This is a genomic window from Nocardia sp. NPDC051756, assembly GCF_040681495.1.
In the GTDB taxonomy this organism is placed as follows: Bacteria; Actinomycetota; Actinomycetes; order Mycobacteriales; family Mycobacteriaceae; genus Nocardia.
The window spans coordinates 12,379-34,006 of the sequence record NZ_JBFAYV010000002.1 but is presented as its reverse complement, the minus strand read 5'-3'; the positions used below and the strand labels follow the sequence as shown (position 1 = coordinate 34,006).

The following is a 21,628-nucleotide window of genomic DNA, read 5'->3' as shown; positions in this document are numbered from 1 at the left end:
CCTCCGCAATTGGGGTCATGCGGCTCGGTCAGCTGGCGGTGCGCTCCTCGCGGAAGCCCGGCATCCAGGTGCGGACCAGTTCCATGAAGGGAAGTTCGGCGTCGAGCTGGGCCAGGATGCCGACCGAACCGCCGAGCACCCGGAAGATCATCACGTACTCGGCCGGGAGTTGCAGGGCGCGTGCGGTTTTCATCTCCTGGCTGGAGATGTCGGAGGCCTTGCCCGCGACCCGCTGCATCCACCGGCGGGTGAAGTGGAACGAGTCGGACTTGATCGGATCGGTGAACGGCCGCAGGTAGTCGGCGATCTCCTGGTGCGTGACCGTGCGGCCGGGGATGACCCAGCCGTTGTCGTACATGAGCTCGGTGAGCTCCTCGAACCGCTCCTCGACCGAGAGCGCGAGCATCCGGCCGAGCACGACGGGGAAGCCGTTCGGCATGGGCGCGCAGGCGCCGAAGTCGATGACGGCGAGCTTGCCGTCGGCCAGCATCATGAAGTTGCCCGGGTGCGGGTCGGCGTGCAGCAGGCCGACGGTCTCGGGGGAGGAGAAGTGGAAGCGGCCCATCAGGCCCGCGACCCGGTTGCGCAGATCCCGAGTGCCCTCCGGATCCTCGGCGCCGGCCTTGATGATCGAGGACACCGCGGTGCCGTCCAGCCATTCGGTGACGATCACCTTCGGCGCGCTGGCCACCACCTTGGGCACCACGATCTCCTGGTGCCCGTCGAAGCCCTTGGCGAAGGCACGCTGGTTGGTCGCCTCGTTGCGGTAGTCCAGCTCCTCCTCGGTGCGTTCGGTGATCTCGGCGAGGATCGGCTTCACGTCGGCGCCGGGGATGACCGAGGCAAGCAGTCCGGTCATCCGGTTCAGCGTCTTGAGGTCGGCGCGCAGCGCCTCGTCCGCGCCGGGGTACTGCACCTTCACCGCGACCGTGCGCCCGTCCGACCACACCGCCTTGTGCACCTGGCCGATGCTGGCCGACGCGGCCGGAGTGTCGTCGAACTCCTGGAACCGCTGCCGCCACTGGGTGCCCAGCTGCTGGTCCAGCACCCGGTGCACGGTCTCGGCCGGCATCGGCGGCGCGGCGGCCTGCAACTTGGTCAGCGCCTCGCGGTAGTGCTCGCCGAACTCCTCGGGGACCGCGGCCTCCATCACGCTGAGCGCCTGCCCGAACTTCATCGCGCCGCCCTTGAGCTCACCGAGCACGGTGAACAGCTGCTCAGCGGCCTTTTGGTTCAGCTGTGCGTTGATCTCGGACTTGTCGCCGCCGGCCAGCTTCTTCCCGAACCCCACGGCGGCCCGACCGGCGATGCCGAGCGGAATCTTGGCCAACTTGGCGTTACGGGATGAGCGGCGGCGCACAATCTCAGACACGTACCCATCATGGCGGAAGATGCCGGTGCTTAGCCATGGCAATCTTGAATCGACGCCGCCGAGGGGAGTGACCCCGATCACTTGTCCCGCGCCGGCGCCGCGCTGCGCGGGCGGGCTCGACATGCGCTGAGCCCGGCCGGAATTCGCCGGCAGCCGCAGTCCGCGTGCCGCGGCCACTGCCGCCGGCCGAGCCGGTGCGCGGCCGGATCGAACTCGAGCGTCGTGTCCAGGGTGGCCAGTGACCGGCGGGTGGACAGCGCGAGGATGTCGTCCACCTCACTGACCGCGAGGGCGGCGATGGCCGCGATCTTGGCCGGCGAGGCGTGCCCGACCCGCCCCAGCAACTGCGCGGCCAGATGCGGCCAGTCCGCGTCGTGATCCGCGCGCAGCAGATCGGCGCAGCGCAGGCAGCTGGTCGCGCCGGGCAGCACGAGCGGGCCGATCACCCCGCGACCGTCGCGGATCCGCACCGGCAGATGCGCGATCCGGTGCTGCACCAGATCGTCGATCAGGCGCGGATCGGTGACCATCGTGTCGGCCAGCACCACCAGGTCGGCCCGCCAGCCCGACACCGGCGCCGCGTGCGGCCGATAGTCGCGCGAACGGCTCGGCCGGATACCGAGTTTGCGCACGCCGGTGGCGATCGCGTCGGACAGCGGGCCGAGCCCGTGCACCCGCACCGACCGGATCCGCCCGCTGCGATCGTCGGGGTGGTCGAGCAGCCCGGCCTCGTCCAGCACGTCGAGCAGCGCCATCGCGTGGTCCGGCTCGATGCCGCATTCGCCTGCGCGCCAGACGATCTGAGGCCGGGTCTGGGTTCCGTCCAGCAGGCGCAGGAAGGCGAGCACGGTGTCGGCGTCGAGCCCGGCGGCGTCGAGGAGCACCGCGGTCTCGGGATGCCAGCCGAGTTGCACGACGCCGGACGGGCGCACCAGCACGGTGAGCTGCGGGGGCAGCATCGGACCACGGCACAGTGATGTCATGCCGGGCAGTATGCGGAAACCGGAAAAGTGAAAAAGCGACGAATCCCGTAGTTATCCACAGGGATTCGTCGCCACCAACAGGACAATCAGGCGGACGTGCCGCTGTCCTTACCCAGGTCGGGACCGGACTGCTCGCCGCCTGCCTTGTCGCGTTCGGCCTTCTCCCGCGCCTCGGTCTCCGCCAACTGCGCCAGCGGATCGTCGAACGCGGTGGTGCCGCCGCCGATCACCGAGTCGATGAAGCCGGCGGGGGAGTCCAGGTCGTTGGAGTCGGGCAGCAGGTCCGGGTGTGCCCAGACGCCGTCGCGCTTCTCCATGCCCGCGTCGCTGGTGAGCCTGCGCCACAGCGCCGCGGCCTCGCGCAGCTTGCGCGGCCGCAGCTCCAGCCCGACCAGGGTCGCGAAGGTCTGCTCGGCGGGTCCGCCGGTGGCGCGGCGCCGGCGCAACGTCTCGGCCAGCGCGCCCGCACCGGGCAGCCGATCGCCGACGGCATCGGTGACCACGACCTCCACCCAGCCCTCGATCAGCGCGAGCAAGGTCTCCAGCCGTTCCAGCGCCTGCTTCTGCTCCGGCGTGGTCTGCGGCTCGAACGCGCCCTGGGACAGGATCTCCTCGAGCTTGCCCGGATCGGTCAGCGCCGACGGATCGATGCCCTGGGCGGCCTCCTCCAGCGCGGAGAAGTCCATCCGGATGCCGCGCGCGTAGTCCTCGACCGCGGCCAGCACCTGCTGGCGCAGCCACGGCACGTGCCCGAACAGCCGCTGATGCGCGGCCTCCCTGGCCGCGAGGAACACCATGATCTCGCTCTCCGGCTGCTCCAGGCCCGCGCTGAAGTCCGCGATCGCCGCGGGCAGCAGGGCGGCGGTGCCGGACGGACCGAGCGGCAGGCCGATATCGGTGGAGGTCAGCACCTCCTTGGCGAGCTGGCCGAGCGCCTGGCCGAGCTGCGAACCGAAGGCGAGCCCGCCCATCTGCCCGAGCATGCCGACCATCGGCGCCGCGAACTCCTTGGCTTCCTCGGGCAGCGACGCGGTCCACATGCCCGAGATCTGCTGGGCCACCGGGTCGCACAGCCGCTGCCAGGTGGACAGGGTCTCTTCGATCCAGTCGTTGGCGGTCCACGCGACGGTCTTGCTCGCGCCCGCGGGCAGCGTGGTCGCGCCGTCGAGCCACAGCTCGGCGAGGTGCGCGGCGTCGGTGACCGCGCTCGCGGTCTTCGCCGACACCGGGGTCACGCTCGCACCGAGCTGCTGGCGGGCCAATCGCTTGGCGACGTCGTAGTTCACCGGGCCGGACTGCGCCGAGCCCGGCTGTCCGATGCCGCTGAGCATCTGACCGAGCGAGGTCAGCATCTGGCCGAGCTGTGACGGATCGAAACCGCCGCCGGGTCCACCCACTCCGAACGGGTTGTTCGACTCGGGACCGCCCGGCTCGTCACCGCGCTTGCGGTCGTCGTCGTCGCGGTTCGAAAATCCGAAGGGGACGTCACTCATATGCTTCACGTTACGCGTGTAGTGCAGGCAGTTGATGTTCGCGCGGCGCGAAACCGGGGACGCGCGGGAGCGCCGAATGTCCGCCTCTGCCGTCCGCGCGCGGCGGCCATCACTACTGTGGTCCAGGTGAATCGTCGGATCCTCACCCTGGTGGCCGCTCTGATCCCGGTGCTCGTGCTCGGCGCGCTCGGCACCGTGCTCACTGTGCCGTTCGTCGCACTCGGCCCCGGCCCCACCTTCAACACGCTCGGCAAGGTCGACGGCAAGGAGGTCGTGGACGTCCGCGGCGCCGAGGTGGACCAGACCACCGGCCACCTCAACATGACCACCGTGTCGGTGCGCGACGGGTTGAGCATCTTCGAGGCGTTCGGCTTCTGGGTGAGCGGCAAGCACGGCCTGGTGCCGCGCGCCGAGGTCTACCCGCCCGGGGTGTCGCGGGACGAGATCGACAAGTCCAACCAGCAGGACTTCAAGGATTCCGAGAGCAACGCCGAGGTCGCCTCGCTGCACTACCTGAACATGCCGACCGTGGTGCTGCTGCGCAAGGTGGCCGAGGACGGCCCGGCCAAGGACGCGCTGAAGGCCGGCGACGAGATCATCAGCATCAACGGCGCACCGATCGCCGCGCCGAAAGACGTGGTGACGGCCGTATCGGCGCAGCCGCCCGGCGCTCAGCTGACCGTGCAGCTGCGCCGGGAGAGCGCCGAGCAGACCGTGCAGGTGACCCTCGGCGCCCGGCCCGACGACAAGGACAAGGGCTACCTCGGCGTGACCCCGGGCGAGGGCGCGCGCCCGCCGTTGCAGGTGGACTTCAACCTCGCCGACATCGGCGGCCCGTCCGCCGGGCTGATGTTCAGCCTCGCGCTGATCGACAAGCTCACCCCCGGCGAGCTGGACGGCGGCAAGTTCGTCGCGGGCACCGGCACCATCGATCAGGACGGCAAGGTCGGACCGATCGGCGGCATCCAGTACAAGATGATGGCCGCGCGCGAGGCCGGCGCGGAGACCTTCATGGTCCCCGCCGCCAACTGCAACGAGGCCAAGCAGCGCACGCCCGACGGCCTGCGCCTGGTGAAGGTCGAAAACCTCACCGGCGCGGTGCAATCGCTCAACGACATCAACGCGGGCAAGGAACCCGTCAGCTGCGGCTGACCCGGATCAGTCGAGCCCGGACCACTCCAGCGTCGCGTGCAGTGCGTCGATGAGGTTGGGCGCCAGGTTCGGGTAGGTGCGCAGCTCCATATCGCCGAAGTCGTCGGCGTCCTCCGCCGGACGCAGCTGCAACAGGCACAGCGACGCGCCCTCGCGCAGCACCGCCGCGAACAGGCGGGCCTCGCGCCGATCCGGGTGCGCCTCGGCGGCGGCGCGCGCGGCGGCGTCGGCCGCCTCGTGATCGGCGAGCAGCGGCACCAGCGCCTCGTCCAGGGTGGATTCGGCGTCCGGCGGCAGCACCACGATCTCCTGCACCAGCACGCAGCCCTGCACGGCGGGCGGCCAGCTGGTGGTCGCGAGGAAGTCGTCGAGGGCCACCGAGCCGCCGGTGATGTCGTCCGGAAACAGTTCCTGGGCAACGGGAGTCAGCTCGGCCGCCTCGTCGACCTCGTCGACCAGCTCGGGCTGGGCCGCGACCAGGTCGGCGGTGGGCACCAGCGCGAACATCTGCGGCGGTCTGCCCCATCCTTCGGCGTCGACGAATTCGGCGACCTCGCGGACGGAGCGGGCGAGGACGAGTTCGGCGTGCAGATCTGCGGGGGTCACGGTGAACATCCAATCAAACGAACCGCGCGGGCAATCCACAAACCCGCTGCTTCACACTTCGCTGACCACCACACGGAAGTTTTGCGGCGTCGAACTATAGGCAGGGCGTGTCATCGGTGTCCGATTCCGTAGAGTGGGGCCGAACGGTCCGAAAGGACCACCCGCAACATCGGACTGCGGCATCTCGGCCGGACGTATCGGCGCGAGTGCCGCCGGACCTTGGAGAGTGGCATCGTGGGCATGCGGCCCCCCACCGGCTTACCTTCGCTTTCCCGACGCAGCCGCGTACTGCTGCTGGCGGCCATCGCCCTCGCGGCGTTGCTGCTACTCGGTCCACGACTGACCGACACCTATACGAACTGGTTGTGGTTCGGCGAGGTCGGTTTCCGCAACGTGTATCTCACGGTGTTGCGGACCCGGATCCTGTTGTTCCTCGGCGTCGCCCTCTTCGTCGGTGTGGTCGTGTGGCTGGCGTTGCTGCTCGCCTATCGATCCCGGCCGGTGTTCGTGCCGGTGGCCGGTCCGAACGATCCGATCGCGCGCTACCGCACCACGGTGATGAGCAGGCTGCGGCTGTTCGGCGTCGGCATCCCGGTGCTGCTCGGCCTGCTGTCCGGCCTGGTGGCGCAATCGAATTGGATCACCGTCAATCTGTTCCTGAACAGCAGCTCGTTCGGCCAGCAGGACCCGCAGTTCCATCTCGACGTCAGCTTCTACGCGTTCGAGCTGCCGTTCTACCGGACGATCCTGAACTGGTTGTTCGTCGCGGTGGTCATCGCGTTCTTCGCCAGCCTGGTGACGCACTACGTCTTCGGCGGGCTGCGGCTCAGCGGCCGCGAGGGCACGCTGACCCGCGCCGCGCGCATCCAGTTGGCCGTCATCGCCGGGCTTTTCGTGTTGCTCAAGGCGATCGCGTACTGGTTCGACCGCTACGAGTTGCTGATGAGCAGCCGCAAGGAGCCCACCTTCACCGGTGGCTCGTTCACCGATATCAACGCGGTGCTGCCGGCCAAGCTGATCCTGTTGTCCATCGCGGTGATCTGCGCGCTCGCCTTCTTCGCCGGCATCGTGCTGCGCGATCTGCGGGTGCCCGCCATGGCCGCCGCGCTGCTGGTGTTGTCCTCGATCCTGGTCGGCGCGGTCTGGCCGCTGGTGGTCGAGCAGTTCTCCGTGCGCCCGAACGCCGCGGACAAGGAAAGCGAATACATCCAGCGCAATATCGCCGCGACCAGGCAGGCGTTCGGCATCACCGACGACAAGATCACGTATCAGGACTACAAGGGCGAGAGCAACAAGAGCCCGCTTCAGGTTCCGGTCGACGCGCAGACCATCGGCAATGCCCGGTTGCTCGACCCGAACATCTTGTCGCCCACGTTCACTCAGCTGCGCCAGCTGAAGAACTTCTACGGCTTCCCGGAGTCGCTGGACATCGACCGCTACAACCTCGACGGCGATGTGCAGGACTACATCGTCGCGGCCCGCGAGCTGTCGCCGGCCGCGTTGAGCGGTAACCAGAAGGACTGGATCAACCAGCACACGGTCTACACGCACGGCAACGGTTTCGTCGCCGCTCCCGCGAACCGGGTGAACAAGGCACAGACCGACGACCCGAACGCTACCGGTGGCAGCAGCGATAGCGGCTACCCGATCTTCGTGGTCAGCGACCTGTTCACGCCGAAGGACAAGCAGCGGATCAAGGTCGACCAGCCGCGCATCTACTTCGGCGAGGTGATCTCGCAGGCCAGCCCCGACTACGCGATCGTCGGCGCGAAGGACGCCCAGCGTCCGCGCGAATACGATTCCGACACCGCGCAATTCACCTATGACGGCCAGGGCGGCGTGCCGATCGGCAACTGGTTCAACCGGCTCGCCTTCGCCGCCAAGTACGCCGAGCGCAACATCCTGTTCTCCTCGGCCATCGGCGACGACTCCAAGATCATCTTCAACCGCGATCCGCGCGACCGGGTGCAGAAGGTCGCGCCGTGGCTGACCACCGACGGCAACGCCTACCCGGCGGTGGTCAACGGGCGGATCCAGTGGATCGTCGACGCCTACACCACGCTGGACGACTACCCGTACGCGCAGAAGACCTCGCTGGACGGCGTCGAGGACAGCATCGACAAGAAGACCGGCAGGCTGCTGCCGCGTAAGCAGGTCAGTTACATCCGCAACTCAGTGAAGGCGACCGTGGATGCCTACGACGGCACGGTGAAGCTGTACGAGGTGGACTCGAAGGATCCGGTGCTGAAGGCGTGGCGCGGCGTATTCCCGGGGGCGGTAGAGCCGGAGAGTGCGATCAGCCCGGAGCTGCGCGCGCACTTCCGCTATCCAGAAGATCTGTTCAAGGTTCAGCGCGAGATGTTGACGAAGTACCACGTCGACGACCCGCGAGAGTTCTTCACCAACAACGCGTTCTGGTCGGTGGCGGCCGACCCGACGATCGACGGTGGGGCACCCGCCAACCAGCCGCCCTACTACGTGCTGCTCGGTGACCCGAAAGGCGGGAACAAGCCCGTCTTCAATCTGACCAGCGCGATGGTCGGCTACAACCGGCAGTTCCTGTCGGCGTACATCTCGGTGCGGTCGGATCCGGACGATTACGGGAAGTTCACGATCCTGCAATTGCCGACCGACACGCAGACGCTCGGCCCACAGCAGACGCAGAACCGAATGACGACGGCACCGGAGGTTTCCCGGGAGAAAACGCTGCTGTCCAACTCGAACAAGATCAAATACGGCAACCTGCTGACCCTGCCGATCGCCGACGGCGGCATCCTCTACGTGGAGCCGTTCTACAACGAACGCAATACCGGAGCGAACACCGCGACCTTCCCGCAGTTGCTGCGCGTGCTGGTCAGTTATCGGGACAACGCGGGAAGCGTGAAAGTCGGCTACGCGTCCACACTGGCCGAAGCGTTGAACCAGGTGCTGCCCGGAAGCGGGGCGCTGGCGACGCCGTTCGGCGGCGACTCGGGTATCCGGCCTCGCCCGGGTAGCGTGCCGCCGCCGGTGGATCAGAGCACCCCGCCGCCGAACCCCGAGACGCAGCCGCCGAACCCGGGCACCACCCCGCCGCCGACCGGTTCGTCCGCGGCCAAGGACGCCGCGGCGGCAGCGCTGAACCAGAAGATCGAAAACGTGCGAAATGCCATGCGCACAGGCAACTTCCAGGACTTCGGTCGGGCACTCGACGAGCTGGACGCTGCGGTCAAGGCGTACCAGGACGCAGGGCGCTAGCCGTAAGCAACTGAACGAAATACGCCGCCATCACGGAGATGGCGGCGTATTTCGTTACGGTAAAGGCAATTACGTCCCGGAAGGCTATTGATGACGTAGTTGTAGTACCTGGTGCGCAGAACTTCGTAGCAAACTAATTCGGGGATGTTTGCGTCCGGAATGTTTGCTGGATGTCGAAGGCGGCATCGCCATACAGCGGTCTGCATAAACGAATCGGCGCTGCCACCCCGTGCGGGACAGCAGCGCCGATTCGAGTTCGGCCGAGAACTCAGCGGCCGGCGATCGACTCGATCAGCGAGCTGTTCTGGTCCAGGATCTGCTGGAACTGCGCGTCCAGGCCGTGCTGCTTGGCCAGGTCGCTGCCGACGGACTTGGCCTGCTCGACCATGGCCTTGGGGCTGCCGGGGACGGCGGGGAGGGCGGGTGCGGCGGCCTCGGGAGCCTGCTCCGGCTCCTGCACGGCCTGGGGCTCCGGCTCGGAGGTGCCCGGCTTCAGGTACTGGCCGCACACCGGCCAGGCGCCTTGGCCCTGCGTGGCGAGCACGTTCTCCGCGACCCGGATCTGCTCTTCCTTGCTGGCGTTGTTGGCGGAGCCGTGGCCACCGTTGGCGGCCCAGGTGCTCTGCGAGAACTGCAGGCCGCCGTAGTAGCCGTTGCCGGTGGCGATGCCCCAGTTGCCGCCGCTCTCGCACTGCGCGACGCCGTCCCAGTTGTGGGCAGGCGCGGCCGATGCGGTCGCGGTGGAGAGTGCGAACGGGACGGCAACAAGGGCGCCGGTAACAGCGGCAAAGCCGAGGGCGCGGGCGTTGAACTTCCGGTTCTCAGTCATAAGTGCATTTCCCTCCCTGCGCCTACCAACTCGGCGAAATAGCCGCCGGTCCCTGCCCCCAGGTTGTCGGGGATCCTCGAACCGCGGGGCAGGGTCGCCGGTATTCGAACGGTTCGAGTTCGAGCCCTTCACGGATGATCCGGGCCGTGAACGCACGGTAACGAAGAAATCTCGGCAGATCACGTCTTGATAACACTCGCATTCCATGATGCGAATAACCCGAATATGGCCCTTTGTGCAGGTCGCAAATGCTGCCGACACGCATTCTGGACGGTCTGTTATAGCAACGTTATGTGTTCGAGATCACTACGATATTGTGACCCGGATCACGTTTAACCGGTTGCCGCGGACGGTGATAGGCCCATCCGCATCGCGAATCCGGCCGCCGCGCGCTCACTCTGCCGCCTCCGGGCTTGTGTGACCCTGCTCTCCAGGTCCGATTCCCGGCCCGTGGGGCCCACGTCCAAGCCAGTGTCCAAGGGTCTCGAATCCGCCGTTGACCAGCCGATTTGGCGTCCACGCGAACCCGTGTGTAATGTTGTGTTTACCGACGCGGGGTGGAGCAGCTCGGTAGCTCGCTGGGCTCATAACCCAGAGGTCGCAGGTTCAAATCCTGTCCCCGCTACAACGAAGAACGGCCCGGAACGCACAGTTCCGGGCCGTTCTTCTTTTCTCTGAGTCCGCTCAGTGACTGTCCATCTGCACGGTGAAGTGGTGGGCGGTGATGTGCAGGTGGTGGCGCATGTAGAGGCGGTGGGCGGCGGCGCGGTCGGGGCCGACGCCGGAGTCGAGGTGGACGGATTCGCAGTTCAGGCGCAGAGCTTCCTGCTTGGCCCAGGCCATCAGTAGATCGGCGTAGCCGTGACCACGGGCGGTGGACGCGGTGATCAGGTCGTCTACGTACAGATGATGTCCCCACGCGCTGTGCCATGCCTCGCGGAAACCCAGCACCAAGACCGCCGAGTCGTCCTTCCCGGTGAACACCCCGACGAGTCGGTAGCCGCGCGGCCGCAGGTCGGTGTCGACGAAGTCGATCAGCGCGTCCACCGTGCCCCACCGGGGTCGCAGCTCGAGCAGTGTCGCCGCCGCCAACTTGGTCTGATCTGCACTGATTTCACGAATCTCGGTCACGGAACCGACGCTAGCGCCGCCGCACCGCCCCGGCCGAGGTCCACTTCGCCTCAACTCCGCCAGACCACTGCTCAGCGCGCGGGTGATGGCTAGGTGACCTCGTTCGCGCCGCGCGCCAGGATCCCATCCAAGATGACCCGCAGCTTCCACGTCTCTCGCGCACTGCCGCCCACCGTCAGCAGCGGGGCGAGTTCGCGGATCGTGGGGTAGTCGTCGGCGGGGAGGGCTTGGTAGACGGCGTCGAGGCGAGCGGTCGTGTCGGCCAGGGATTCGGCGGGTTCGTCGGTTGCTGTCCGTGCGGCGGCTTCCAAGGCGGCTGAGGCGATGTATTGGCCCAGTAGGTCGACGGCCCAGGCGCAGGCGGCGTCCTGGATCCCGCCGACGCGGAGCAGGCGCAGCATCTCCTCGACCAGTCGCAGGATGTGCGGGCCGGTGGGGGCCTCGGTGAACGCGACGGCGGCGAGGTCACGGTGGGTGGCGAGGGCGGCGACGGTGCGTTCGACGAGCAGTTCCAGGCGGGCGCGCCAGTCACCGTCCGCTTCGGCCGGCAGTTCGACGGCGGCCACGGCGAGGTCGTGGGTCAGCAGCATCAGCTCGCGCCGGTCGTGCACATAGACATAGAGCGACGCCGAGCCGGTATCGAGCACCTGAGCCACTCGGCGCATGCTCACCGCGGCGCAGCCCAGTTCGTCGACCAGGTCGAGGGACGCGGCCACGATCGCGTCGAGACTCAGCGGAGCCTTCGCGGGACTGGTGCGTGGATTGGGGCGGGGAGAGCCGGGCATGCGCCGAATCCTAGCTTGACAAACAGAGCTCGGCGCGAGCATCGTTCTGAACGATCAGTGATCGTTACGATCACTGATCGTGAATACTATGCAGAGGAGTTCCCATGAAGGTGATCATCTTCGGTGCCGCAGGCCGGGCGGGTCGAGCCATCGTGACCGAGGCGCTGGCCGCCGGCCACGATGTCACCGCCGCGGTCCGCGACCCGGCAAAGCTGCCACCGGTCGACCGGCTCACCGTGGCCCGCGCCGACGTCCGCGACCCGGACAGCGTGCGCGCGGTCGTCGCCGGTCACGACGCGGTGATCAGCGCGATCGGCCCCGCGGGTCGCCACGCGAACGGCCTCTATTCCGACGCCGCGCGCGCCGTCATTCCCGCGATGGAATCAGCGGGCGTGCCCCGCCTGATCGCCATCACCTCCAGCGGCGTCCGCCGCGACGACCCGAACCACGCCCTCTGGTACCGCTGCCTCGCCCGAACTCTGATGAACGAGCTCTACGGCGACATGCGGCTGATGGAATCCCGCATCAGCGAATCCACCGTGGACTGGACCTTCGTCCGCCCCACCCGCCTGACCGACGACCCGCCGACCGCGACCTACCGCGTCCAGGACGGCGAAACCCCGAGCGGCGGTTGGAAAGTGCCCGTAACCGACGTGGCCCGCTTCATCGTCGAAGAACTGGACGGCCACCGCTGGTCACACGCCGCCCCGACCCTCGCGCAATAACCTCACACCTCGTCCAGCGCCCGCCGACCGGTCACCGGCCCCCACACCCAGACCAGCGCGACCATGGTGAGCAGCGCGACGGTGATCACCGAGAACACCAGCCCCGGCCCGTTCGCCCGGTCGAGCAGCGGCAGCAGCAGGAACGGCAGCAGCGCGGTACTCACCTTCGACAGCGAATAGGTCGCGCCGGAGGCGGTGCCGCGCACCGCGGTCGGGAACGACTCCGGCAGATACGCGTGGATGGCGTCGGAGAAGACATTGCTGGCAATGGTGAACAACCCGCCCGACAACAGGATCAGCGGCACGCTGGTGGCGAAGCCGAAGGTCAGGCCGAACAGCGCCATCAGGGTCGCGGTTCCCATGACCAGATATTTGCGTTCGATTCGCTCCATCAGCGGAATCGCCAGCAGCGACCCCAGCGGATAGCCGAGATAGGTGATGGCCAAGTAACTCAGCGAGGTGACCACCTCGAATCCCTTGCGGTCCAACACGAGTACGGCCAGCGTGCCGAACCCGTAGTAACCGAACACTTGCAGGATCATCACCGCGGAGAACAGCGTCGTCTTGGCCCGGTACGGCGGCTTGACGATCGCGCTGAACGGCAGGCCCTTCGTCTTGTTCGCCTGCCGCGCAAGCCAATGCGGCGATTCCGGCATGTCCCGCCGCGCGACGACCACCACCGCGGCGCCGAGCCCGCCGATCACGAACAGCCACCGCCAGCCGTCGATCCCGAAGGGCTGCAACGGAACCAGCCACTTGGCGAGGAACCCGACGGTCGGCACCGCGCAGAAGCCGATCGTGTAGGCCATGGCGATCATCCGCCCACGCACCTGCGGCGGAACCACTTCCGACAGATAGGTGTCCGACACCGTCATCTCGGCGCCGATCCCGAGCCCCGCCAGGAATCGCGTCGCCATCAGAAAGGTGATGTTCGGGCTGAACGCGCCGAGCAGGGTGAACCCGGAGTACAACGCGATATTCACCATGAACATGCGCCGTCGCCCGAACACATCCGACAACCGGCCGATCACCAGCGCGCCGAGGAACTGCCCGGCGAACGCCGACGCGAGGATCCCGCTGAGCTGGAACGTGGACAGGTGCATCTCCTGCTTCAGCACCCCGGTGATCGTCCCGGCGAGGAACAGTTCGTAGAGATCGAAGAACAGTCCGGCACCGACCAGCGCGACCAGCTTGCGATGAATGGGACGAACCGGAAGCTCGTCCAGCCGCAGCCGTTCCCGGCCGACGTCGGATGTTGTGGTCATCCCGCCATACTCCTGATCAAGCCCCCTTCCGGCAACAAATCAGCGTGGTGTGTCCGGTTCGTGTCGCTTGCCCGTCCGTTGCCGGAACGTGCCCGTCCGGAACGCCGATTCCGCCCTGTCCGGGGAGGCGCGGTGGTTGACTTGGCCGCGTGCCGGCCGCGTCCGGCCGCACTTCAGTACACCGAGGTCAGGAGGCCACGGATATGGCTACTCACGACGGAAGCTGGCCGCAGGGAACGCCCTGCTGGGTCGACAGTCAGGTCGACGACACCGCGCGGGCCCGTGAGTTCTACGCGGACCTATTCGGCTGGGAAATCTTGGATAGTCCGCCGGACGCGGGCGGCTATCTGATGGCGCTACGTCACGGCAGGCCGGCCGCGGGGATCGGGCCCAAGCCCGACGGCATGGCCATGCCGTCGGTGTGGACCACCTACTTCGCCGCCGACAGCGCCGACGCGACCGCCGAGAAGGTCACGGCGGCAGGCGGTTCGGTGCTGATGGCGCCGTTCGACGTGCTCGACGTCGGCCGGATGTGCATCGCCGCCGATCCGATCGGCGCGATCTTCGGCGTGTGGGAAGCCAAGGCACACAACGGCGCCGGCATCTACAACGAGGACGGCGCGTACTGCTGGAACGAACTGCACACCGATCAGTACAAGCAGGCCCAGGAGTTCTACGCGGCCGTATTCGGTTGGCACTACACCGAAATCGGCGACGGCGAGAACTTCGTCTACTCCACCTTCGGCCTGACCCAGGAGGGTGCGCCGGTCGGCGGCGTCAACGACGCGAGCAAGACGCCCGGCGACGCTCCGTCGTTCTGGCTGACCTGGTTCCAGGTGGACAACACCGACGCGTCCGTCGCCAAGGCCACCGAGTTGGGTGCGACGGTACTGATGGGCGTGCACGACAGCCCATTCGGCCGGATGAGCGTTCTGCAAGGCCCGCAGGGTGAGGCGTTCGGCGTCATCGACCCGTCGACCGTCGGTGAACCACAGGCCGGCGCGTAGTCCGGATCAAGACGAAAGATAAAGGAAGGGCTGGCGTTTCGGCGCCGGCCCTTTTCTTATCGCCGCTTGATCGGGGGAACGGCCAGATCGGTTCGTCGGGTGCTCACTTTGACGGCTTTGTTCTCCGCCGCCGCGGCGGCGTTGGCCAGTTCGACGTCCTCGGGCGCGGCGGCGGCCTTGTCCGCGGCCCGCACCGCTTGATCGGCTTCGAAGGCACCGAGGAAGCTGTCGGTGGCCTCCTCGGTGGCGAGCACCGCGGCCAAGGCGGCCCGAGCGGCGTCGGCCGCGGCCTGCGCGGCGGTGGCGGCCGTCGAGGCGGCCTCGGCGGCCTTCGTCGCGCTGTCGATCCCCGTGTGGATGGTGGCGCGCGGGCTGCCTGCCTTCGCCTTGCGATCGGTCTTCGCGCCGGGGGACGGGGCGCGCTCGGCGGCCGCGGCGCGATCGCGAGCACTCGCCGCCCGCTGCCGTGCCTGCTGGACCAGGGCCTGCTGCATGGGCTTCTCGATCGAACGAGCGCCGGGCGCCTGACCGCCGACGTCCTGTGCGCCCGCGACGCCGGCTCCGGACAAAACCAGAGCCGCACACGCGGCAACCAGGACCACGAATCGGGGGCGATCCCTACGCATAAGCGCTCCATCCATGGAAGAAGACCAGCCAGTCTGGTTAACCGTACGTCCAATTGGTCGGATCCGGTCAGACCTCGGCCTGGCGTGCCGCGTTCTTTTCCAGGGTGGCCGCAGCCCGCTGATCAGCGATAACCGGGCGGTGTACGGGCAATCAGACCGTGCTGATGGGCGTAGACGACCGCATGGATACGGTCGCGCACACCGAGTTTGGCGAGGACGCGGGAGACGTGGGTTTTCACGGTTTCCTCTCCGACACCGAGCTGCGCGGCGATCTCGGCATTGCTGCGGGCGTCGGCGAGCAAGAGCAACACTTCCAACTCACGCGCGGTGAGGTGTTCGACCTCGGGCGGGGTGTGCGGCGGTGCGAGGGTGGTGGCGAAGCGGGCGGCCAGGCGGCGGGTCATCGACGGATCGATCAGAGCGTCGCCCCGCGCCGCGATGCGAATGGCGGCGACGAGTTCTTCCGGCGGCAGGCTCTTCAGCAGAAATCCGCTCGCGCCCGCCTGCAACGCGCGATAGAGATTGGCATCGCTGTCATAGGTGGTGAGCACCAGGACATGCGTGCCGCCCGCGGCAACGATAGCTTCGGTGGCGGCGAGCCCGTCCAGCTTGGGCATCCGCACGTCGAGGATCGCGACATCCGGTCGCAGCCTTGCGGTTTCGGCGATGGCCGTGCGCCCGTCGCTGACCTCGGCGACGCAGTCGAGATCGGCCTGGCTGTCGAGCACCGCCCGCAGCCCGGAGCGGAACATGCTGTGATCGTCCGCGATCAGCACCCGGATCGGCATGCTCACGACCCGCCGATCGGCACGGAAACCGTGGTGTGCCACGAGGTTCCGGCCGCATCGGGACCGTAGTCGAGTTCACCGTCGTAGAGCTCGGTGCGCCGCCGGATTCCGCCGAGCCCACGCGGCACCGTGGTATCGCTGACCGACGGTATCGGCGGAATCGGATTGGTCGCCCGCAAAACCACCCGATTCGGCTGGTAGTCCACCGCGAGCCGGGCATGTTCGCCGTCTCCGTGGCGCAAGGCGTTGGTCAGCATCTCCTGCACGATCCGATACACCGTGACGTCCAACGACTCCGGCAACTCGATCACCGAACCTCGCACGGCCACTTCGACATTCAACCCGGCAGCCCGTACGTGTTCGACCAGCCCATCGATATCGGCCAGCCCGGGCTGCCGCTGTCCCTCGTCGTCGCGCCCGTGCAGCAGATCGAGCTGTCGCCGCAGATCCACCATCGCGGCCCGGCTGCTCGACTCCACCGCGGCCAGCGACCGGGTCGCCGCGCCATTCGCGGTGTCCGCCATGGCCATTCGCGCCGCACCCGCGTGGATGCCGATGGCGCTGACGTGATGGGAGATCACATCGTGCAGGTCCCGCGCGATCGCCGCCCGCTCGTCGGTTACCGCCCGCTCCACCGCGACCTGATGTTCCTGCCTGCGCAATCGTTCCCGTTGCTCCAAGTCGGCGATGTAGGCCCCGCGCGCCGCGGTGTACCGGCCGACCAGCCACGGCACGCAGCCCGCCGCCATCGTCGAGGCGATCAGCAGTCGCCAATCGTGCCCGGCGTGATCGCGCGCGAACAGATGCGCGGCCGCGACACCGCCGCACAACACGAGCATGGTCAGCACCGATTTCGGCCCGGCGAGCCACGCGCCGGTGCGATACCCGGCGACCAGCAGCCCGACACCGGAGAACTGCCCGTCGAAGCCGTGCCGTTGCAGCAGGCCGGTGACCACCAGCCGGACCAGCACCTGAGCCACCGCCACCACACCGGCTGTGCGCGGCGGCGCGGCCAAGGCCAGATCGACGACCACGATGCCCGCCAGCGCCGCGACGGTCTGCCACGGCGCGACGCCGAAGATCCCGCACACGCCGATCGCCACGGCGTCGATCAGCGCCGCCACCGCCGCGACCACCAGCGACTGGCGGGCCAGCGACCTGCTCACATCCAACAGTTCGCCACCGCCTTCGGGTTGTCGGAGCCGTCGCGGCGATCCTAGCGAGATCGGCCGCCGGGCTGCCGCCAACTCTGCCCGCCGCCGCGGCCGACCGCGTCCCCCGCGCGGGGGACGCCGAATCCCTCGGCGGCGCGATGTTTGCGCAGGCCATCGCCCGTAGCGTCGACATCCGACGCCGGACGATCCGAGGAGATCACATGGACCGAGTGGAACTGCTGACCTACGCGTTGCCCGCCTTCGCGTTTTTCATGCTGGTGGAGTGGATCGCCTATCGCCGCGATCCGGACCGGCCGAAGAACGGCGGATCGGGCCGCGACACCGCGTCCAACATCGCGACCTTCACCCTCGGCCGGCTCGCGAAACCGTTGACGCAGTACCTGATTCCGTTCTCCGCCGTGGTCGCGGCCGCCGCGATCACGCCGCTGCACCTGTCCGCGTCGTCGTGGTGGGTGTGGGTGCTCGGCCTGGTGGTCACCGATTTCTGCTATTACTGGGCGCATCGCGCCGACCATCGGGTCCGGCTGCTGTGGACCTCGCACAGCGTGCACCACTCCAGTGAGCACTTCAACCTGTCCACCGCGATCCGCCTGCCCTGGGTGCACCCGGTCGCCAATGTCCTGCGCGGAATGGCTTGGGTGCCAGCGGCTTTGCTCGGCTTCCCGGTGTGGATGATCTTCCTGTTGCAGAGCATCGGCCTGCTCTACCAGTTCCCGATCCACACCCAGCGCGTCCGCACGCTGGGCCGCCCGATCGAGTTCCTGTTCAACACCCCCGCGCATCACCGCATCCATCACGGCTCCAACCAGCCCTACATCGATCGCAACTACGGCGGCATCCTGATCATCTGGGACCGCATGTTCGGCAGCTTCGCCGCGGAATCCGAACCCATCCGCTACGGCCTCACCAAGAACATCGGCACCGACAACCCGCTCAAGGTCAACTACCACGAGCTCGCCGGACTCGTCCGCGACGTTCGCGGCGCCGACACCTGGCGCGGCCGCCTCGGCTACGTCTTCGGCCCGCCCGGCTGGACCGAACACCGGGAACCCGCGCCGGAACCGGCACCGCAGATCAAGTCGGTCCAGCTCACCTGAGCGTGACCGGGCGATGTTCGGCATCGCCCGGATTCGCTTGTCCGGTGGAAGATCTCAGGCGTTGTCGAGGAAGAAGCGCAGACCGGCGATGTTCGGCGAGCCCTCGGCGAATTCGACGAACGCGACACCGCGGGTGTCGCCGAAGCGGACGGACGCGGTCACCGTGCGGCCGGCGGCGATCAGTTTGCCCCAGCGCATGTTTCGGGCCCGGTTGGTGAACTCCTCCACCGAAACCTGTGTGCCTGCGGGCAATTCGACGACGGCGTAGTGGCCGAGCAGCCCGCGGACCCGGACGATGTCGGTGCTGCCCGCGGCGGCGAACAGTCGTGAGGTCACCCGACGGCCGGTTCGGCCGATTCCGCCGAGCGCCCGCAGCATTCCGAGTGCGCCGTCGAAGCCCTGATTGCTGATCAGCTGCGGCCCGAGGCGCAGCGCGGCGCCGATTCCGCTGGGTCCGGTGCGCAAGAGCTGCACGATCATCGGGCCCAGCTCCCAGTGCGCGGCCAGGTGCGCGATCTTCCAGTCGCCGTCCTGCTCGGTCAGCTGGTAGCGCAGGTGCATCGGGACCGAGACCCTGGCGCCGGTCGACATCGTGGTCTCGATGGTCAGATCGCGCACCACGGTCGGCGGCGCGACGATGTCGCGCTCGACCCGGAAGACGATGCCGTTGGGGCCGATGAAGGTGTCGTAGAAGGCCTCGATGGCGGTGCGGCCGACGTGCGGTCGGGCGCCGACCGGGTCGTTGACCTCGGCGTCGGCGGTGAAAAGGTCGACCCACGCGGACTTGTCGTGCACGGCGACCGCGCGCGGGGACGCCTGGACGGCCGTCAGCAGCTCGGCGGCCGAGGGTTCCAGCGGCATGACAAATCCTCCGATGTCGACGATGACTCGTCCCATGGTAGAACAAGTTCCAATTGCCGGACCGCGGCCGCGGCCGCCCGATCGGCCTAGCCGACAGTGATTCCGGCGGCTTCCCGGCAGAACAGCCAGAGCCGCCAGGCCTCGTCGGGGGTGTAGTGCGTGCGGCGCAGGTAGTGCTCGGGGCGCACCTTTCGGTCGGCCCAGAACCGGCCGGCGGGCAGGGTGGCGGCGGTCGCGGCGAGCCAGATCGCGGTGTCGGCGCCCTCTTCGGGAGTGCGCAGCAGCGGCCGCATGAGTCTATGGAAGCCGGGGAGCGACGAGGTGACGCCGGGGGTGTCGGCCCAGCCGGGGTGCATGCTGTGCACCGAAATTCGCTGCGGTGCATAGTGTTCGGCCAGCAACGGAGTCAGCGCGACCTGCATGCGTTTGGTGCGCGCGTAGGCGGTGGTGCCAGAGTATCGGCCCTGCCGGTATTCGGGATCGTCGACCGCGAGCGGTTGGGCGTACATCCCGCCGGAGGACATCAGGATGACGCGCGATCCGTCGGCGGCGTCGAGCAGCGGGGCGAGTCGCTCGGTGAGCAGCAGTGGGCCGAGGACGTGCGTGGCCAAGGTGATCTCGTGTCCCTCGGCGGTCTCGATCCGCCGGGGCGGCAGCAGGCCCGCGTTGTGAATCAGCACATCCAGGCTCGGTAGTCGATCGGTGAGTTCGTTCGCGCAGGCCCGCACCGAACTCGGGTCGGACACATCGCACACCGTCACGGAGACGTCGGCCGCCGGATCGGCTTCCCGAATCTCCCGGCAGGCTTGTTCGCCACGCTCGCGGTCGCGCACGGCGAGCAACACCGTGCCGCCGAGCCCGGCCAATCCGGCCGCGATGGCCTTACCGATACCGGAATTCGAGCCGGTGACCAACGCCGTGCGTCCGCGCAGGGCGTCCGGCTGCGGGTCGTCCGCGGGCCAGCCGCGGCGGCGCAGCTTCAGACCGAGACGGCTGTAACCCGGCACGATCGTCCGGTCGAGCAGCGTGTCGAGGAACGTGGGCGTGCTGGACGCATCGGTCATGGAGCAATTCTCCTGTGTGTCGGCATGGCAGGGGAATAACGATGCATGAACGTTGCATTGGCCCGGTACCTCGCTAGAGTCGAGGCATGGGCATCGAGTGTTCGAGCGTCGTCGCGGCACCCCGGTCCGAGGTTTTCGAGTGGCACACCCGGCCAGGCGCGTTCGCGCGGCTCGCGCCGCCGTGGCAGCCCGCGTCGGTGGTCGCCGAGGCCAGCTCGCTGGCCGACGGCAAGGCCGTGCTCGGCCTGCCGGGCGGGCTGCGCTGGGTGGCCGAACACGATCCCACTCGCTACGACCCACCGCAACGATTCGTCGATCAGATCGCGATCGACGGTCTCGGCTCGCTGCCCGCCGGCCTGCTGCTGCGCTGGCGGCATATTCACGACTTCGAGGTCGTCGACGACACGCACACCCGGGTGCTCGACCGGGTCGAGACGCCGGTGCCCGGCTTCGTGCTGCGCCCGATGTTCGACTACCGCTACCGCCAGCTCGCCGACGATCTGGCCGCCCACGCCGACGCGGCCCGAGCGGGCTTCACGGCCAAGACAATCGCGGTGACCGGCGCGTCCGGACTCGTCGGCTCGGCCTTGACCGCGTTCCTGACGACCGGCGGGCACACCGTGCTCTCCATGGTCCGGCACGCACCGAAACCCGGTGAACGGCAATGGAACCCGGACGATCCCGCGCCCGACCTGCTCGACGGGGTGGACGCGGTGGTGCATCTGGCAGGCGCGTCGATCGCCGGCCGCTTCACCGACGAACACATGCAGGCCGTCCTCGACAGCCGCGTCGGGCCGACCGAGCGGCTCGCCGCACTGGCCGCCCGCGCCGGAGTTCCTACCTTCGTCAGCGCGTCCGCGGTCGGTTACTACGGCTACGACCGCGGCGACGAGCGACTGCTCGAAGACGCTTCGCGCGGTGACGGTTTCCTCGCCGACGTGGTCGACGCGTGGGAATCCGCCGCCGACGCCGCACAGGGGGTCCGAGTCGTCAAGATCCGCACCGGCATCGTGCAATCGCCGCGCGGCGGCACCCTGCGCCTGCTGCGGCCGTTGTTCGCGACCGGCCTCGGCGGCCGGATCGGCGACGGCGAGCAGTGGCTGTCCTGGATCGGCATCGACGACCTGGTGGACATCTACCATCGCGCGCTGTGGGACAGCACCCTGTCCGGTCCGGTGAATGCCGTTGCCCCGCAACCCGTTCGCAACAGCGAATACACCCACATCCTGGCCGGAGTGCTGCGCAGGCCCGCGTTGGTCCCGGTGCCCGAGTTCGGTCCGGCGTTGCTGCTCGGTGAACAAGGTGCGCGCGAATTGGCCGCCGCGAGTCAGCGGGTAGTGCCCGCCGTGCTGGACAAGGCCGGACATCGTTTCCGCACACCGGATCTCGCCTCGGCGCTGCGTCATCTGCTCGGCCGCGCGCGCCGCTGACC

At 68.2% G+C, this 21,628-nt stretch carries 19 protein-coding genes and 1 tRNA gene; 7 read left to right on the top strand and 13 right to left on the bottom strand.

All coding sequences use genetic code 11. The features are described 5' to 3' along the window. Positions 1–28: 28 nt before the first annotated feature. The 3 genes from AB0M22_RS06155 to AB0M22_RS06145 all read right to left on the bottom strand — a co-directional run bounded on the left by AB0M22_RS06155 (position 29) and on the right by AB0M22_RS06145 (position 3,848). The gene (locus AB0M22_RS06155) at positions 29–1,372 is read right to left on the bottom strand and encodes an AarF/UbiB family protein (protein WP_364721809.1); all 1,344 of its coding nucleotides are present in this window, start codon (positions 1,370–1,372) and stop codon (positions 29–31) included. Between the two features lie 77 nt (positions 1,373–1,449). After that, on the bottom strand, positions 1,450–2,355 hold the full coding sequence (locus AB0M22_RS06150; RefSeq protein ID WP_364721807.1) for a hypothetical protein: 906 nt from the start codon (positions 2,353–2,355) through the stop codon (positions 1,450–1,452). Between the two features lie 86 nt (positions 2,356–2,441). After that, positions 2,442–3,848 (bottom strand): zinc-dependent metalloprotease, encoded by a 1,407-nt coding sequence (locus AB0M22_RS06145; protein WP_364721805.1) that lies wholly within the window; start codon positions 3,846–3,848, stop codon positions 2,442–2,444. A gap of 126 nt (positions 3,849–3,974) precedes the next feature. Between AB0M22_RS06145 and AB0M22_RS06140 the strand changes: the two genes are divergently transcribed. Then, positions 3,975–5,000 (top strand): PDZ domain-containing protein, encoded by a 1,026-nt coding sequence (locus AB0M22_RS06140; protein WP_191093962.1) that lies wholly within the window; start codon positions 3,975–3,977, stop codon positions 4,998–5,000. A 6-nt stretch (positions 5,001–5,006) separates the two neighbouring features. On the opposite strand, the gene AB0M22_RS06135 is transcribed toward AB0M22_RS06140, so the two are convergent. Further along, a complete protein-coding gene (locus tag AB0M22_RS06135; RefSeq protein ID WP_364721802.1) occupies positions 5,007–5,615 on the bottom strand; it encodes a PPA1309 family protein in 609 nt (202 codons plus the stop codon). 225 nt (positions 5,616–5,840) lie between these two features. Between AB0M22_RS06135 and AB0M22_RS06130 the strand changes: the two genes are divergently transcribed. Continuing rightward, positions 5,841–8,843: a UPF0182 family protein gene (locus AB0M22_RS06130; RefSeq protein ID WP_364721800.1), complete on the top strand. Its 3,003-nt coding sequence runs from the start codon at positions 5,841–5,843 to the stop codon at positions 8,841–8,843. A 268-nt stretch (positions 8,844–9,111) separates the two neighbouring features. Here AB0M22_RS06130 and AB0M22_RS06125 read toward each other — a convergent pair whose 3' ends face one another. Further along, on the bottom strand, positions 9,112–9,672 hold the full coding sequence (locus AB0M22_RS06125) for a transglycosylase family protein (RefSeq protein ID WP_364721798.1): 561 nt from the start codon (positions 9,670–9,672) through the stop codon (positions 9,112–9,114). A 551-nt stretch (positions 9,673–10,223) separates the two neighbouring features. Here AB0M22_RS06125 and AB0M22_RS06120 point away from each other — a divergent pair. Continuing rightward, positions 10,224–10,297 (top strand) — tRNA-Met (locus AB0M22_RS06120). A gap of 59 nt (positions 10,298–10,356) precedes the next feature. Here the strand turns inward: AB0M22_RS06120 and AB0M22_RS06115 are convergent. Next, positions 10,357–10,803 carry a GNAT family N-acetyltransferase gene (locus tag AB0M22_RS06115; protein WP_364721796.1) on the bottom strand — a complete coding sequence of 149 codons (447 nt, stop codon included), beginning with the start codon at positions 10,801–10,803 and terminating at the stop codon, positions 10,357–10,359. 89 nt (positions 10,804–10,892) lie between these two features. Continuing rightward, positions 10,893–11,588, bottom strand: coding sequence for a TetR/AcrR family transcriptional regulator C-terminal domain-containing protein (locus AB0M22_RS06110; protein WP_364721794.1), 696 nt, complete (start codon positions 11,586–11,588; stop codon positions 10,893–10,895). A 104-nt stretch (positions 11,589–11,692) separates the two neighbouring features. Here AB0M22_RS06110 and AB0M22_RS06105 point away from each other — a divergent pair, with 104 nt between their 5' ends. Further along, the gene (locus tag AB0M22_RS06105) at positions 11,693–12,313 is read left to right on the top strand and encodes an SDR family oxidoreductase (RefSeq protein WP_364721792.1); all 621 of its coding nucleotides are present in this window, start codon (positions 11,693–11,695) and stop codon (positions 12,311–12,313) included. Between the two features lie 2 nt (positions 12,314–12,315). Here the strand turns inward: AB0M22_RS06105 and AB0M22_RS06100 are convergent, their stop codons facing one another. Next, a complete protein-coding gene (locus tag AB0M22_RS06100; protein ID WP_364721790.1) occupies positions 12,316–13,578 on the bottom strand; it encodes an MFS transporter in 1,263 nt (420 codons plus the stop codon). Positions 13,579–13,781: 203 nt separating this feature from the next. Here AB0M22_RS06100 and AB0M22_RS06095 point away from each other — a divergent pair, with 203 nt between their 5' ends. After that, positions 13,782–14,585: a VOC family protein gene (locus tag AB0M22_RS06095; protein ID WP_364721788.1), complete on the top strand. Its 804-nt coding sequence runs from the start codon at positions 13,782–13,784 to the stop codon at positions 14,583–14,585. A gap of 56 nt (positions 14,586–14,641) precedes the next feature. Here the strand turns inward: AB0M22_RS06095 and AB0M22_RS06090 are convergent, their stop codons facing one another. From AB0M22_RS06090 to AB0M22_RS06080, 3 genes are all read right to left on the bottom strand, one after another. Beyond that, a complete protein-coding gene (locus AB0M22_RS06090; protein ID WP_364721786.1) occupies positions 14,642–15,211 on the bottom strand; it encodes a hypothetical protein in 570 nt (189 codons plus the stop codon). Positions 15,212–15,333: 122 nt separating this feature from the next. Beyond that, a complete protein-coding gene (locus tag AB0M22_RS06085) occupies positions 15,334–16,005 on the bottom strand; it encodes a response regulator transcription factor (RefSeq protein ID WP_364721784.1) in 672 nt (223 codons plus the stop codon). Further along, entirely contained in the window at positions 16,002–17,165 is a 1,164-nt protein-coding gene (locus AB0M22_RS06080; protein WP_364723947.1) for a histidine kinase, read from the bottom strand. The genes AB0M22_RS06085 and AB0M22_RS06080 overlap by 4 nt, the downstream gene beginning before the upstream one ends. A 209-nt stretch (positions 17,166–17,374) precedes the next feature. Between AB0M22_RS06080 and AB0M22_RS06075 the strand changes: the two genes are divergently transcribed. Continuing rightward, positions 17,375–18,271, top strand: coding sequence for a sterol desaturase family protein (locus AB0M22_RS06075; protein WP_364721782.1), 897 nt, complete (start codon positions 17,375–17,377; stop codon positions 18,269–18,271). A 54-nt stretch (positions 18,272–18,325) separates the two neighbouring features. Here the strand turns inward: AB0M22_RS06075 and AB0M22_RS06070 are convergent, their stop codons facing one another. Next, on the bottom strand, positions 18,326–19,132 hold the full coding sequence (locus AB0M22_RS06070; protein WP_364721780.1) for a nuclear transport factor 2 family protein: 807 nt from the start codon (positions 19,130–19,132) through the stop codon (positions 18,326–18,328). Positions 19,133–19,218: 86 nt separating this feature from the next. Beyond that, a complete protein-coding gene (locus tag AB0M22_RS06065) occupies positions 19,219–20,196 on the bottom strand; it encodes an SDR family NAD(P)-dependent oxidoreductase (RefSeq protein ID WP_364721778.1) in 978 nt (325 codons plus the stop codon). Between the two features lie 86 nt (positions 20,197–20,282). Here AB0M22_RS06065 and AB0M22_RS06060 point away from each other — a divergent pair, with 86 nt between their 5' ends. After that, entirely contained in the window at positions 20,283–21,626 is a 1,344-nt protein-coding gene (locus AB0M22_RS06060; protein ID WP_364721776.1) for a TIGR01777 family oxidoreductase, read from the top strand. Positions 21,627–21,628: the final 2 nt, after the last annotated feature.

Coding starts and splice junctions, on each gene's coding strand:
- AB0M22_RS06150 (WP_364721807.1), bottom strand. CDS start 2,355: ATGACATCACTGTGCCGTGGTCCGATGCTGCCCCCGCAGCTCACCGTG.
- AB0M22_RS06145 (WP_364721805.1), bottom strand. CDS start 3,848: ATGAGTGACGTCCCCTTCGGATTTTCGAACCGCGACGACGACGACCGC.
- AB0M22_RS06135 (WP_364721802.1), bottom strand. CDS start 5,615: ATGTTCACCGTGACCCCCGCAGATCTGCACGCCGAACTCGTCCTCGCC.
- AB0M22_RS06125 (WP_364721798.1), bottom strand. CDS start 9,672: ATGACTGAGAACCGGAAGTTCAACGCCCGCGCCCTCGGCTTTGCCGCT.
- AB0M22_RS06110 (WP_364721794.1), bottom strand. CDS start 11,588: ATGCCCGGCTCTCCCCGCCCCAATCCACGCACCAGTCCCGCGAAGGCT.
- AB0M22_RS06105 (WP_364721792.1), top strand. CDS start 11,693: ATGAAGGTGATCATCTTCGGTGCCGCAGGCCGGGCGGGTCGAGCCATC.
- AB0M22_RS06100 (WP_364721790.1), bottom strand. CDS start 13,578: ATGACCACAACATCCGACGTCGGCCGGGAACGGCTGCGGCTGGACGAG.
- AB0M22_RS06095 (WP_364721788.1), top strand. CDS start 13,782: ATGGCTACTCACGACGGAAGCTGGCCGCAGGGAACGCCCTGCTGGGTC.
- AB0M22_RS06090 (WP_364721786.1), bottom strand. CDS start 15,211: ATGCGTAGGGATCGCCCCCGATTCGTGGTCCTGGTTGCCGCGTGTGCG.
- AB0M22_RS06075 (WP_364721782.1), top strand. CDS start 17,375: ATGGACCGAGTGGAACTGCTGACCTACGCGTTGCCCGCCTTCGCGTTT.
- AB0M22_RS06070 (WP_364721780.1), bottom strand. CDS start 19,132: ATGCCGCTGGAACCCTCGGCCGCCGAGCTGCTGACGGCCGTCCAGGCG.
- AB0M22_RS06065 (WP_364721778.1), bottom strand. CDS start 20,196: ATGACCGATGCGTCCAGCACGCCCACGTTCCTCGACACGCTGCTCGAC.
- AB0M22_RS06060 (WP_364721776.1), top strand. CDS start 20,283: ATGGGCATCGAGTGTTCGAGCGTCGTCGCGGCACCCCGGTCCGAGGTT.